The following is a 13389-nucleotide window of genomic DNA, read 5'->3' as shown; positions in this document are numbered from 1 at the left end:
AACTCCGATGGATGGGGCGGCCCGACTAAAATCCAGCCGCTGGCAACGAAACCGTTGCAGGAGAGAGCCCGAAGTATAGCGGCCGCATACCCCCCAGCAACGAGAAAAAACCCTTATGAATCAAGCCTTAATCCCCCAATTAGTTGTAAGCGATCGTGTCCGCGAAGCCCTGGCGGTGACCCTGCGCGGTGTGGAAGAACTGTTGCCACAAGACGAGTGGGTGAAAAAGCTCGCCAAGTCCGAAGCCACCGGCAAACCGCTGCGTATCAAGCTGGGGCTAGACCCCACCGCGCCCGACATCCACATCGGCCACACCGTGGTGCTGAACAAGATGCGGCAATTGCAAGATCTGGGCCACACGGTCATCTTTTTGATTGGTGACTTCACCAGCATGATTGGTGACCCGTCCGGCCGCAACAGCACGCGCCCCCCGCTGACGGCGGAGCAGATCAAGCTGAACGCGGAAACCTACCGCGCCCAGGCCGACAAGATCCTGGACCCTGCCAAAACCGAGCTGCGCTACAACAGCGAGTGGAGCGACCCGCTGGGCGCGCGCGGCATGATCCAGCTGGCCAGCCGCTACACCGTGGCGCGCATGATGGAGCGCAACGACTTCCACGACCGCTTCAAAGCCGGTACGCCGATTGCGGTGCACGAGTTTTTGTACCCGCTGATGCAGGGCTACGACTCTGTGGCGCTGCAGAGCGACCTGGAGCTGGGCGGCACTGATCAAAAGTTCAACCTGCTCATGGGCCGCACGCTGCAGGCTGAATACGGTCAAGAGCCCCAGTGCATCTTGACCATGCCGTTACTGGAAGGTCTGGACGGCGTCGAGAAGATGTCCAAGAGCAAGAACAACTACATCGGCGTCACCGAAGAGCCCAACACCATGTTTGCCAAGGTGCTCAGCATTTCCGACGTGCTGATGTGGAAGTGGTACACCTTGCTCAGCTTCAAGCCCGAGGCCGAAATTGCCGCACTCAAGGCGGAGGTGGAAGCCGGACGCAACCCCAAGGATGCCAAGGTGGCCTTGGCCAAGGAAATTACGGCACGCTTCCACAGCGCTGCCGCAGCGGATGCAGCCGAGCAGGACTTCATCAACCGCAGCAAGGGCGGCATCCCCGATCAAATCGACGACATCAGCCTGCCTTTGGGCGAGGGCGGTGCTGCGATTGGTATCGGTGCATTGCTGAAATCTGCCAATCTGGCCGCATCCAGTGGTGAGGGCAACCGCCTGATCGATGGTGGCGGTGTGCGCATCGACAGCAACGTGGTCAGCGACAAGGGCCTGAAGCTGGGTGCCGGGACGTACGTGCTGCAAGTGGGCAAGCGCAAGTTTGCCCGCGTGACACTGGCGTAAATGCTCCTATTTTCATAGCTGCCTGCGCATGTTTTATAAGGGCTGGAGGCCAAAAACACCATGATCTCGGTCGTGCAGCGCGTTCGCCGTGCGCAGGTGGTGGTGGATGGTGCCACGGTGGGCAAGATTGACCAGGGACTCTTGGTACTGGTGTGCGCCGAGCAAGGCGACACGGAGGTGCAAGGAGACAAGCTGCTGGCCAAGCTGCTCAAGCTGCGCATCTTTGGCGACGCCGACGGCAAGATGAACCGCAGCGTGCAGGACCTGGACGGTGCGGGCCTGCAGGGCGGCTTGCTGATCGTGAGCCAGTTCACGCTGGCGGCCGACACCTCGAGCGGTAACAGGCCCAGCTTCAAGGGGGCTGCCGCACCGGATGATGGGCGCCGCCTGTATGACTACTTCGTCGCCCAGGCGCGGGCGGCGCACCCCATCGTGCAAACCGGCATTTTTGCGGCGGACATGCAGGTGGAGCTGGTCAATGATGGGCCCGTAACGATTCCGATGCGGGTGATTCCTGTTGTTTGATTGCTATTGATTTAATAGCTATTCGCGCATATTCCATGGGCGCTAGAGGCTCAAAGTCTTTATGTCTTCAGAGGGGTGTTTCAGTCGAAGGCCCCAGCTTACGAGGGCTCATGCTGCGGCACGTCGCTGCGAAATCATGCTCCGTATCGATAATTTGCGCATGAAAATCGCACTCGCTATCGGAACCGCATTCCTCGCTTTGTTGTGGACCGGCTTTATCGCACTGTCGGCGGCCTTGGCCAATTGGGTGGCAGGCCAAGGCGTTGACCTGCAGGGCGGGCTTCAGACCATCGCCCAGTGGCCGCTGCCCCCATGGATTGCGCTTTGGACAGATGCAGGCACGGCTGAGGCAGTGCGCGCAACCATCGTGTGGTCTGTGGAGTTGCTCGCCGCTGCCATGCCCTGGATTACCCCATTGCTGGATTGGGTAGCACCGCTGCTGTGGGTGATCTGGGCTGTCGGCATGGTGGGGCTGGTGGTGTTGGCAGCGGTGGGTTGGCTGCTGATCGGCCGCATGCGCGGGCGCGCACGGTTTGCGGGCGCGCGCTAGGCGCATTCACTGAGGGGTCTTGGCCCTTCCCCTCCCTAGGCGCGTAGAAAGACCTGGGCCATATTGGCGTACCCAAGTCTCCAGCACTTGCAAGAGTGGCCGGGCTGCGTATTTTGCGAAGGTCAAGTAGGAGGCCGAAGGCGGGGGGGGCACGCAGCAAAATGCGCGGCCCGGTCACTCTGGAGCACGCCGTCCAAAAACTCAGTAAGGGTTCTTGAAACCCAGCCGCGCCATGATCTCGGTTTCGCGCAGCTCCATCACCTCGGCGTCTTCGTCCAGCTCGTGGTCCCAGCCCTGCGCGTGCAAGGTGCCGTGGATGATCATGTGGGCGTAATGGGCTTCCAGCGTTTTCTTTTGCTCTTTCGCTTCCTTGGCGATCACCGGTGCGCACAGCACCAGGTCGGCGGTGACGGGTTCCTGGGTGTAGTCAAAGGTCAGCACATTGGTGGCGTAGTCCTTCTGGCGGTACTCGCGGTTCAGGGTCTGGCCTTCTTCGGCGTCCACGATGCGCACGGTGATCTCGCCGTCCACCTCCAGGGTGTTGCGGATCCAGCGGATGACTTTGTGGCGCTTGAGGGCATCGCGGTGTTTGTCGGCATCAGTGATCTTGCCGAATTGCAGGGAGAGGGAGAGTTCGGGCAGCATCAGCGGGCCTTGGTGGAGTTCTTGGTGGTAGAGGTTTTGGGCGAACGGGTCTTGGGCAAGCCCACGCGGGGCAGCTCTTCTTCGGCGTCCGGGATGGCAATGGGCGGCAAATCTTCCAGTCGCGCGGCCTCGTAGGCATCCACGATGCGGGCCACCAGCGGGTGGCGCACGATGTCGGAGCTGGTCAGGCGGGTGATGGCAATGCCCGGCGTGCGGCGCAGCACGCGTTCGGCCTCCACCAAGCCGCTCATCTGCGCCTTGGGCAGGTCGATCTGGCTCACATCACCGGTGATGACCGTCTTGGTGCCAAAGCCCACACGCGTCAAGAACATCTTCATCTGCTCGGGCGTGGTGTTTTGCGCTTCGTCCAGGATCACAAATGCATTGTTCAGCGTGCGCCCGCGCATGAAGGCCAGAGGCGCAATTTCGAGCTGCTGGCGCTCAAAGGCTTTATGCACCTGGTCGTAGCCCATCAGGTCGTACAGCGCGTCGTACAGCGGGCGCAAATACGGGTCTACCTTCTGGTTCAGGTCGCCGGGCAAAAAGCCCAGGCGCTCGCCAGCCTCGACAGCGGGGCGGGTCAGCACAATGCGCTGCACGGCGCTGCGTTGCAGGGCATCCACCGCGGCGGCCACGGCCAGGTAGGTCTTGCCGGTACCGGCGGGGCCGATGCCAAACGTGATGTCGAACTCGGCGATGTTGTCCAGGTACAGCGCCTGGTTCTGGCTGCGGGGCTTGAGATCGGCACGGCGGGTGGAGAGGGTGGGGCCGTCTTCGCCATCCATGCCACCGTCGCCGCTCAGCATGAGCTGTACGGTGGACGCGGCAATCGGGCGGCCTGCAATCTCGTACAGGGCCTGCAGCATTTCCATGGCGCGCTGGGCCTTGGCCTTGGCGCCTTCTACCTTGAACTGCTCGTGGCGGTGGGCAATGCGCACCTCCAGTTCGCGCTCGATGGTGCGCAGGTGTTCGTCGGTCGGGCCGCACAGGTGCGAGAGGCGCGTGTTGTTCAGCGGGGTGAAGATGTGTTTGAGAATCAAGCTGATAATCCGGCAGGGCTAAGGGGGCGCCACGGTGGGCGCATCCCCACATTGTCCCCAATGTTAGGCCTCCGGGCCACACCTCCGCATTCCAACCCCAGGCACACCACGATGATCGGCAAACTCACAGGCATCCTCAGCGACAAAAACCCACCCCAAGTCATCATTGACTGTGGCGGTGTGGGCTACGAGGTGCAGGTGCCCATGAGCACCTTCTACAACCTGCCTGCCGACGGTGCCAAGGTCTCGTTGCTGACCCACTTTGTGGTGCGGGAGGATGCGCAAATCTTGTACGGCTTTGCCACCGCCGCGGAGCGCGAGGCTTTCCGCGAGTTGATCAAAATATCGGGTGTGGGCCCGCGCACGGCGCTGTCGGTGCTCTCGGGCATGGATGTGGGTGACCTGGCCCAGGCCGTGACGCTGCAAGAGGCCGGGCGCCTGGTCAAGGTGCCGGGCATCGGCAAGAAGACGGCCGAGCGCTTGCTGCTGGAGCTCAAGGGCAAGCTGGGCGCTGACCTGGGCGCACCCATGGGCGCGGTGGGAGACGCCCAGTCCGACATCCTGCAGGCACTGCTGGCGCTGGGCTACAACGACAAGGAAGCCGCCGCGGCGCTCAAAGCCCTGCCCAAGGACGTGGGCGTGAGCGACGGTATCAAGCTCGCCCTCAAATCCTTGGCCAGATAACTAAGAATCTTGTGGGAGCTGAGTATTGACCTCAATATCCAAACTAATCGTCGGTGGATTTAAAAGTATTAGGGATAGAACAGAGATCCCCATTGCGCCCATCACATTTCTATTCGGCCCCAATTCAGCAGGCAAAAGCGCGGTGCTTGGTGCCGTGAATGCCTTGCGCCAACGCATAGAAGAGGGGCCAACCAAAATCTACCCTGAATCGCCCCGTGACACGCCTCCTCCGACGATTCGAAATGGGTCTGCGTACATTGGCAAAGAGAGGAAAGCCTACGCGGAGAATGGCATAGACATGCGGTTGGGGGACTATCCCAATGTGTCGCTGGGTGTCGAAATTGAAGACTTTTCCTCCCACGCAGAGCCCGAAAAATTGAACTTTAGCGGACGCTCACTTTATTGGGCACTCGATAGTGCATCGGTTCACGTTGAGGTTGAGGAGTTCTATTTGGAGGGCTGTTTCAGAGCATCTTCAAGTGGCTTGAAGGTAGATCAAGTGGATCTCCTCAAATTCCGTACTCCAGATATTGCCAGGAGCTTGGATTTCCCATACTCTGGAATTTGAAGAATGGAAGGCAAACTCGACTTTCGGCGGTGGATTGAAGGCGCTGGCCTAGTGTCCATCAATCTAGCGCACCCTGTTTTGGGTACGGCTTTCATTGAGGAGGGGCGCGCCAATTTTGATGTACATCTTGATAAGCGGTCGCGAAATTCGACCTACAAATAACTTTGTGCTGCGCTCCAACGTGAACATGCGGAAAAACGGAGTCTCCATTTTTCAGGCATTGCTCTCCTCAGAAGGATGGTGCACTTGCAGCCGAACTGCCATTGGGCAAGCTGGTCGCCCAACATGTTCTATTCCGTCGCCCACCCGTTTATGCACAAGCAAACCAGGCGTGGAGCGCAGCCTCGTGACCAAAACACATTCTTCCCTTTCGAGTTTACTCCCTGTACTCGCCTCAACTTTATTCCTCAGGGCGCGGGGGCGACCGGGTTACCGCGCGAACCGTCAATTTCCGGCGGAAGCGACGCGAAAGTTCTGGAACCGCTGTCTACGCAACTCATACTTGTCCTCGTATCCTTTTGTGGGCTGTCGCCACCCGGGCGGTACCGCGCCACTCTTCTCGCATCCAGTTCCGCAGCACTGCGCGTAACTCCAATTGCCCCATTCAGCGGCAACTTTGTCAATCTAAACCTTTTCCCGCCATAGTCAAACCTACTGTCTGTCTTGCAACCAAACCTCGTCTCGTACCCAAACGAAAGGGGCAGACAACACAGTTGAAAGTGCAGCCATCTTAAACCAGAGGACGAAACGGTTCTCTCAAGAGCAGGGCACAGTATGGCCTTTTGGCGTCGTTGCATGGGGCAAAAATCTCTTGGGTGGCACAACCGGAGTTACATCTCCACCCCGCCGCTCAGTGCGAAATGGGCGATGTATTTTTGCGTGCTTTCAATCGGCATTTCTCTGTATTGAAACACACAGCGAGCACATGCTGCTCGGGTTTGAAACATACGCCAGACAACGCAAGGTGCAATGCGGACAACGAGTTGAATTGCCCGCCTGAAGCCGTTTCAGTTCTGTACTTTGACCCCCAGGAGGAGGAGACTCAATGAAACAAATGCGTGTTTCCCGTTTGGGTGATTTCAAAGATCGATGGCCAAACGGATTCTTTGAAGAGCGTGGCAAGGAGCTCTTTGATGAATGATGTTTATGGCATCGACCCCGTCGCACCCTCCGACCCCAGAGACTTTGCGCACTTGATGCGCGTGTTCGAGGTGGATCAAGGGCGTTTCATTGCAGATTTCCCCAGTGGGGGATGGTTCCCCGAGGTCAAGCGACACTTGGGCAGTTTGGCTGCTTTGGAACAAATGAAGGCCATAGAGCTTTGGTTGCGAGTTGGACAAAGTGCATTGGTGCCAGCATCGGGCAGATTCAATCCATCACGCACTTGGCCAGAGAACGCCACGAATCTCCAAGGGCAGGTAAAAACTCTGATTGGCGCCAGTGGTTGCCCAGCAACGCTGACACCTCTTGATCAACTATTGCTGGACCCGAACGGGTTCCCAGATGCAAGTGGTGCCCATGTACCGCGTACGGCGGAAGCCTATGCTAGGGTTGCCGAACCCCTGCTACAGACATCCCCCAAAGTAGTGCTTGTCGATCCCTATTTCAAGTTGCGCTATTTCGATGATCGAACGCGACAGTTTCGACCGGCCACTCGTTTTCGAAAATCCTTGCAAAGTTTGTTACATGATGCTGCTCGGTGGGGGCGCGTTGAAATATTTAAACTGGCTGTCTCTCCGCGAGAGGCATTTGTAGATGATCCGGACGGTGATGTATTCGCTGACCAACTTGAAGTGCTGGCAAATGAATGTGGCGTTACGGCGATCAAATTAGAAATTCAGGAGTTGGATCCAAGCTTTTCGTCGGACAAACATCCACGCTATTTGCTAGGCATGCAGCGTGGACTGCACTTTGACTGGGGATTTGACACAGGCGACGCTGGGTCAACCAATCATGTGGAGTGGATTAGCAAAGCAGCATTGGCACCGTTGTTGAAGCGCTTTACATAAGGCAATAATTGACTGAAAAGTGCATTGCGGAACAAAGAAATAGACACTCTATTTACAGAGGTATCTCTAGAGTTAATCTAGGTTGATTTTTGATAAAATAGGCCTCTAGCCGTTGCAGATGTTGCGCTAATAGCTACAAAATCAATAGCAATTTATTGGGCTTCGCGCACGGGGCGGCTGTTGAGCGCTTGCACCGGGCGGGCGTTATTGGGGTAGAGCTGGGTGAAGAGCTTGAGCTGGCTGCGGCTGAGCGGCGACGGTTGTTTGAGCACCATCCACAGCACCCCTTCGGTACAGGGTGGTGTGGTCAGCGAGCCCATGAACTGGTAGTAGCGCTGGTCCGCCGGCAGCAATTCATTGAGGTTGAGCAGCTCGCGTGGCATGCGCACGCGATCGCCTGCATCCAGAGGCATGTAGGTCCAGACCTTGTCGATCATGGGGTTGGTATCACCGGGTTGCAGCAGCACCGCCACCACAGCCAGTTGGCCCTCATCACTCTTGTGCACCAGGTGCGCCACCATGGCGGCGCGCTGTCCGTTGATTTGCTCCTCGGACGGGGCGTGGAAATGGAACTGCAGCAGCCGGTAACGTGTTCCGCGCACGGTGATGCTGTTCTCGCCCTGCACGTCCACCTGGACGGTGTGGCCGTTGTTGATCACTGTGCCATTGCTGGGCACGTAGTTGAATTTCACCGGTTCGGCTGGTCCCTGCAGCGTGCTGCCGTCTTCGATGTTGATGGGAGATTGGCGTTTGCCGATGGCGCACACATTGAACTCGGGCTTGAGCTTGGCCCAGGCCAGCGGGCCGTTCTCGCCTTCGTAGGACCAGTGCACATCGCCCCCATGGGCATCCGCCGCAGGGGCCGCGGACACCGACGTAATCTGCACCGTTTGCCCGTGGCCCACCACAGCGGCGGCACGTGCGGCTTTGGCGCTCACGGGCGCGGGGGTGCCATTGCCGGCCGCCTTGCCGCTGACCACGATGGTGAGTTTCTTTTTGGCCGGGACCGCGGTGCCCAGGGCTTCGCGCAACTGGTCGCCCACTTCTTTGGGGCTGGATGCGCTGGTGGCGGTGATGTCTGCGGCGGGCTTTTTGGCGGCGGCTTTGGGCGCGGGCGGCGGATCGTTGGCACGTGCGGTACCGCAGCACAGTGCCAGGCCCGCCAAGAGCAGGGCGCCCAGAATGGGCTGCAGGGGCCGGGGGCGGTGCAAGGCTGTGGGGCGGCGAGAGAGCATGGGTGGCAAGGCCTTTCAGACGGGCACGGGCGAAACGAGGGGGTGTGCAACTGCTATCGGCAGTTGTGGCTGGCTTCTTGAGCCACGCCCCGTGCAGGCTATAGTGGCAACCCACCCCGCGTTTCACCCATTTTGCAACCTACAGGCCCTTTGCGTGAGCATCCAGACTGACGATTTTGCTGTTCCCCCTTTGCCCGCTGGCGCCAGCCGGGTGGTGTCGGCCGCTCCGACCTCTAGCAGCGAGGAAGCGATAGAGCGCGCGCTGCGCCCCAAGTTGCTGGACGAGTATGTGGGCCAGACCAAGGTGCGTGAGCAGCTGGAGATCTTCATCGGTGCGGCGCAAAAACGTGGCGAGGCGTTGGACCATGTGCTGTTGTTTGGCCCGCCCGGCCTGGGCAAGACCACGCTCTCGCACATCATCGCGCACGAGCTGGGCGTGAACCTGCGCCAGACCAGTGGCCCGGTGCTGGAGAAGCCCAAGGACCTGGCGGCCCTGCTGACCGGGCTGGAAAAGAACGACGTCCTGTTCATCGACGAAATCCACCGCCTCTCGGCCGTGGTGGAAGAAATTTTGTATCCCGCGCTGGAGGACTACAAGATCGACATCATGATTGGCGAAGGGCCTGCGGCACGTTCCATCAAGCTGGACCTGCAGCCCTTCACCCTGGTGGGCGCCACCACCCGGGCGGGCATGCTGACCAACCCGCTGCGCGACCGCTTCGGCATCGTGGCGCGGCTGGAGTTTTATACCAACGAAGAACTGGCCCGCATCGTCAAGCGCAGCGCCGGACTGCTGGGCGTGCCCATGGACGAAGACGGTGGTTTCGAGATCGCCCGCCGCTCGCGCGGAACGCCGCGTATTGCCAACCGCCTGCTGCGCCGTGTGCGCGACTTTGCGGAGGTCAAGGGCAACGGCACCATCACGCTGGACATAGCCAACCGTGCGCTGGCCATGCTGGATGTGGACCCGCAGGGCCTGGACCTGATGGACCGCAAGCTGCTGGAGGCCGTGATCCACCGCTTTGACGGCGGCCCCGTGGGGCTGGACAACATTGCTGCCAGCATTGGCGAAGAGCGCGAAACCATCGAGGACGTGATTGAGCCCTACCTGATCCAGCAAGGTTACCTGCAGCGCACCCCACGTGGGCGCATTGCCACGCTGGCTGCTTACCGGCATTTGGGCTTGACGGCGCCGGCTGGCCCGGCGGTGGACCTGCTGGGCGACTGAACCTAAGCCCGGGCGGGGCCGGTTTTGTGCAGGTGTGCCAGCACGTGGTGCACGATCAGCAGCTGCGCGGCGTAGTAGGTCAACAAGATCCAGAACGAGGCCAGGGGCACGGGGGTGAGGAATTTGTTGATGGCGATCAGCGAGTCGCTAAGCATGAACACACAGGCGCCCGCTGCCACCCAGCGCGCTGCGGAGTCACCCAGCACGCTGGCCCGTGACCAGGCCTGTGCCGCCATCAGGCAGATGACGGTGACGTAAGCGGCCACAGCCCCCTGGAGCACAGGGTTGCCCAGGCTGCCCCACAACACCCCCAGCATCAGGGCACCAAAGGCCAACAAGCCCCACAGTGCCTTGCGCTGCACAAACCACCCAGCGCCCTGGCGGAACAGGGCGATGTAAAACACGTGCGCCACCAAAAACGACGCCAGACCGGGAATGAAATAGTCGCCCGGCAGCATGAGGAAGACATCGCCGCCCAGCGAGAACAGCAGCGCACCCAGCAGCAATGCGTGTGATTTTGAGCCAAATGTGCCACTAGCCCTTGTGGAATAAGCGCGAATAGCGACAAAAATCATAGCTAAAACCATGACCAGCGGCTTGGTGAGAAGGTAGTACGGCAGCAGCTCCATGGCACCCAGCGTGGCCAGGGCAGCGGCTTCCACCATCAGCACCTCCAGGGCGCTCAGCGTGTGCTGCATGTAACGGCCCAACGCCCACACACCCGCCGACAGCGCCACGCAGCCCACCGCGGCATGGGCGAAGCTGAGGCTGTCGGCCACCCAAAGGTAGCCCGCCACCGCGCCCAGCAAGCCCAGAAACTGCAGGCCGGCAAACCACTGCTGGCTGAGGTTCAGTGGTGGGTTGTAGGTCTGTACCTGCTCCAGCCGAAAGGCGGGCTTGGGGTGGGCCGCGGCCAGATCGGCGGGTTGCCAGCCAGGCGGCTTGAGCCATACGCGCAACTTGTCGCTCCAGCGGCGGGTGGCCCAGCTGTCTTTGGCCAAACCCCAATAGACGTCGGCATTGGCCCAGAGCGGGTCCCAGCTGTTGAGCGGGCCGCGCGTACCGTAGACGCAGGGCTCCTTTTCTTCGGTGAAGGTGCCGAACAGGCGGTCCCACAGCACCAGGATGCCGCCGTAGTTTTTGTCGATGTATGGATCGTTCACCGCGTGGTGTACGCGGTGGTTGCTGGGGGAGCAGAACACGCGGTCAAACCAGCCCAGCTTGCCTACCTGCTCGGTGTGCACCCAGAACTGGTAGAGCAAATCAATCAGCGCCACGATGCCAAAAATCATGGGCGGCACACCGGCAATGGCCATGGGCAGGTAGAAGATCCAGCCAAAGAATGCCCCGCTGCTGGTTTGGCGCAGGGCGGTGGACAGGTTGTAGTGCTGGCTCTGGTGGTGCACCACATGGGCCGCCCAAAACAGTGCCACCACATGGCCCGCGCGGTGCAGCCAGTAGTAGCAAAAGTCGTAGAACACCAGCGCCAGCACGATGCCGTACCAGGTCTTCCAGAATTCGAGGTCCGGGTAAATGGCGACGGCGCTGAACACCGCGGTGTAAATGCCCACGCTGAGTGCCTTGGTGAGCACACCCCCCACCTGGCTCAGGATGCCCAGGCTGATGCTGTTGATGGCATCGTTGAGCCGGTAGGCCTTGGCCCCTGGCACGCGGGCGGTGGCGCGGCGGCTCCAGAAGAACTCCAACGCGATCAGCAGCAGGAAAACGGGGGTGGCGAACACAATGACTTTGCCCATGGCGGAATTTTTGCCGAGCAAGCGCTTGGTGCCGAGCGGGACAACCCTAGGCCGGGCTAGAGCGGGCTGACTATTTGCCGCGGAAGTCGCGCCACTGCGCTCGCGCAAACCATGCGCAGACCGCACCCAGCACCAGCCAGAACAGCAGCGAGCCCCAGGACATCTTCGGGAGGCTGAAGGCCTCGCTCAGCACGGCGGAGAGGCTAATGAGGAATCCCAGGCCCGAGAGCAGCACAAAGACCAGCGCCAGGGTGCGCTCCACGCCGGACTTCAGTTGCTTGACGGTGCTTTGGGTCTGCTCCCAGGCTTCGGCAGCATCGGCCAGCGGGCTGCGGTCTTGGGCAGCCAGCGCTTCGGCCACATTGGCGTGGGTGGCCAGTGCTGCAAAGTCGCCCTTGGCGGGCCGGCTCGCGCGCTTGCGCCACCAGAACACCCCAAACAGCGCTACGAGGGCCACGAGGATCAGGCCTGCGTAGAGCAACTGGTTCTGCCAAGGGACCGAACCGGCGTGCAACAGGTAGTGGCCCATGTGGGGTACTCCGCGTCAGGTACTGGATTCGTCCAGTGCGTTGTCGTCCAGGTGGCCGGTGTCGGCCCAGCCTACCAGCGTCAGGGCGTCGGGCGTCCACAGCAGGCGGTTGATGGCGGCGTTGCCCAGTTCCCAGGTGCGCGGGGCGTGCAGTTCCTGCTGCGTGGCCAGGCGATAGAGCATGTCCATCACGCCGCCATGCGCCACCAGCACGATGTGTTCGCCCAGGTGCTGCGCTGCAATCTCGTTCACGGTGCGCGAGACACGGGCCAGCAGTTGTGTGGGGGTCTCGCCGCCAGGCGGTGCAAAGTGCGGGTCGCGGGTTTTCCAGCGGCGTGATTCTTCGGGCCACTGCTCGGCAATGGCGGCCCAGGTCTGGCCCTCAAAGGTGCCAAAGCCGCGCTCGCGCAGACCAGTGTGCAAGCGCACGCTGCGCGCTGTTGGCTGCTGGGCATGTTGTGCAATCGCTTGGGCGGTGCTGTGGGCGCGGGATAGATCGCTGCTGTAGATGTGGTCGATGGTTTCATCCGCCAGCGCCAGGCCCACGCGCTGGGCCTGCCAGAGACCGTGCGCGTTCAGGCCGATGTCCAGCTGGCCCTGGATGCGGGTATCCACATTCCAGGCGGTTTCGCCATGGCGCACGGCAATGATGCGGGTGGCTCCCATTCAGCGCGCACCCGCCACGGGCAACTCCACCACCACCCGGCGCTTGCCGGGAAGCGGGTAGTCTTTCAGGGCCGCTTCCAGCATGGGCGGCAGCAGATTCAGGGTGTCGCGCCAGGGGCCGTCAAACACGGCCGCCGTCTCGTAGGCCAACTGGCCATTGGCACTGTCGCGCAGCAGCACTTGGACGCGGTGGCGGTACCAGGGCACCTCCACATCCATGGTCCACGGCCATTCTTCGTAGACCACGCCATTCGCGCCCACCACCAGGCGCGGGCGGGACGGCCGGTAGTGCGGGTTACGCATGCCGTCCACCGATACATTCACCTGCACCAGGTAGCGGGGCGCATCGTCGTTGCGCTGCAGGCCAATGCGCTCCAGGGCTTCTTGCGCCAGGGCCTCGATCTGGTCCTGGTCGCTGTTCTGGGCCTGCGAGGGAAGGCGTTCAAACCGGTAGCTTGCGCCGCTCAGGGCTGGCGCGTTGCCCACAAAGCTCTGCACATCGCTGTCAATCATGCGCGGCAGGGCGCAGCCTGTGAGCGCCGCAGCAGCCAGCACCAACAGTGCATGGCGGAACCAGGAATGCAGCGCCATGG

14 protein-coding genes are annotated in these 13389 nt (G+C 61.0%); 7 read left to right on the top strand and 7 right to left on the bottom strand.

Annotated elements, in window-relative coordinates; genetic code table 11:
* The first annotated feature begins 115 nt into the window (after positions 1–115).
* The 3 genes from tyrS (at position 116) to U5O12_RS10525 (ending at position 2435) form a co-directional block, all read left to right on the top strand.
* Positions 116–1360, top strand: coding sequence for a tyrosine--tRNA ligase (gene tyrS / locus U5O12_RS10535; protein ID WP_322578592.1), 1245 nt, complete (start codon positions 116–118; stop codon positions 1358–1360).
* A 60-nt stretch (positions 1361–1420) separates the two neighbouring features.
* The gene (dtd, locus tag U5O12_RS10530; RefSeq protein WP_322578591.1) at positions 1421–1885 is read left to right on the top strand and encodes a D-aminoacyl-tRNA deacylase; all 465 of its coding nucleotides are present in this window, start codon (positions 1421–1423) and stop codon (positions 1883–1885) included.
* A gap of 160 nt (positions 1886–2045) precedes the next feature.
* Positions 2046–2435, top strand: a complete 390-nt coding sequence (locus U5O12_RS10525) for a hypothetical protein (RefSeq protein ID WP_322578590.1) — start codon at positions 2046–2048, stop codon at positions 2433–2435.
* Positions 2436–2636: 201 nt separating this feature from the next.
* Here U5O12_RS10525 and ybeY read toward each other — a convergent pair whose 3' ends face one another.
* Positions 2637–3080, bottom strand: coding sequence for an rRNA maturation RNase YbeY (gene ybeY / locus U5O12_RS10520; protein ID WP_416221477.1), 444 nt, complete (start codon positions 3078–3080; stop codon positions 2637–2639).
* Complete coding sequence (locus U5O12_RS10515) at positions 3080–4120, bottom strand: PhoH family protein (protein ID WP_322578589.1); 1041 nt, start codon at positions 4118–4120, stop codon at positions 3080–3082. Before U5O12_RS10515 ends, ybeY begins: the two co-directional genes overlap by 1 nt.
* A gap of 111 nt (positions 4121–4231) precedes the next feature.
* On the opposite strand from U5O12_RS10515, the gene ruvA reads away from it, so the two are divergent.
* The 3 genes from ruvA (at position 4232) to U5O12_RS10500 (ending at position 7381) form a co-directional block, all read left to right on the top strand.
* Positions 4232–4804 (top strand): Holliday junction branch migration protein RuvA, encoded by a 573-nt coding sequence (ruvA, locus tag U5O12_RS10510; protein ID WP_322578588.1) that lies wholly within the window; start codon positions 4232–4234, stop codon positions 4802–4804.
* 25 nt (positions 4805–4829) lie between these two features.
* A complete protein-coding gene (locus tag U5O12_RS10505; RefSeq protein WP_322578587.1) occupies positions 4830–5372 on the top strand; it encodes a hypothetical protein in 543 nt (180 codons plus the stop codon).
* A 1133-nt stretch (positions 5373–6505) separates the two neighbouring features.
* Positions 6506–7381 carry a hypothetical protein gene (locus U5O12_RS10500; RefSeq protein WP_322578586.1) on the top strand — a complete coding sequence of 292 codons (876 nt, stop codon included), beginning with the start codon at positions 6506–6508 and terminating at the stop codon, positions 7379–7381.
* Between the two features lie 152 nt (positions 7382–7533).
* Here U5O12_RS10500 and U5O12_RS10495 read toward each other — a convergent pair whose 3' ends face one another.
* Positions 7534–8616 carry a carbonic anhydrase family protein gene (locus tag U5O12_RS10495; protein ID WP_322578585.1) on the bottom strand — a complete coding sequence of 361 codons (1083 nt, stop codon included), beginning with the start codon at positions 8614–8616 and terminating at the stop codon, positions 7534–7536.
* Between the two features lie 154 nt (positions 8617–8770).
* Here U5O12_RS10495 and ruvB point away from each other — a divergent pair, with 154 nt between their 5' ends.
* On the top strand, positions 8771–9844 hold the full coding sequence (ruvB, locus tag U5O12_RS10490) for a Holliday junction branch migration DNA helicase RuvB (protein ID WP_322578584.1): 1074 nt from the start codon (positions 8771–8773) through the stop codon (positions 9842–9844).
* 2 nt (positions 9845–9846) lie between these two features.
* Here ruvB and U5O12_RS10485 read toward each other — a convergent pair whose 3' ends face one another.
* The 4 genes from U5O12_RS10485 to U5O12_RS10470 all read right to left on the bottom strand — a co-directional run bounded on the left by U5O12_RS10485 (position 9847) and on the right by U5O12_RS10470 (position 13387).
* Entirely contained in the window at positions 9847–11601 is a 1755-nt protein-coding gene (locus U5O12_RS10485) for a lysoplasmalogenase family protein (RefSeq protein ID WP_322578583.1), read from the bottom strand.
* 70 nt (positions 11602–11671) lie between these two features.
* Positions 11672–12130 carry a hypothetical protein gene (locus U5O12_RS10480; protein ID WP_322578582.1) on the bottom strand — a complete coding sequence of 153 codons (459 nt, stop codon included), beginning with the start codon at positions 12128–12130 and terminating at the stop codon, positions 11672–11674.
* Positions 12131–12145: 15 nt separating this feature from the next.
* Positions 12146–12796 (bottom strand): histidine phosphatase family protein, encoded by a 651-nt coding sequence (locus U5O12_RS10475; RefSeq protein WP_322578581.1) that lies wholly within the window; start codon positions 12794–12796, stop codon positions 12146–12148.
* A complete protein-coding gene (locus tag U5O12_RS10470; RefSeq protein ID WP_322578580.1) occupies positions 12797–13387 on the bottom strand; it encodes a DUF4136 domain-containing protein in 591 nt (196 codons plus the stop codon).
* Positions 13388–13389 lie beyond the last annotated feature (2 nt).

Origin of the sequence: Rhodoferax sp. (genome assembly GCF_034519335.1) — a bacterium.
GTDB lineage: Bacteria > Pseudomonadota > Gammaproteobacteria > Burkholderiales > Burkholderiaceae_C > Allorhodoferax.
This window is presented reverse-complemented; position numbering and strand designations above follow the sequence as displayed.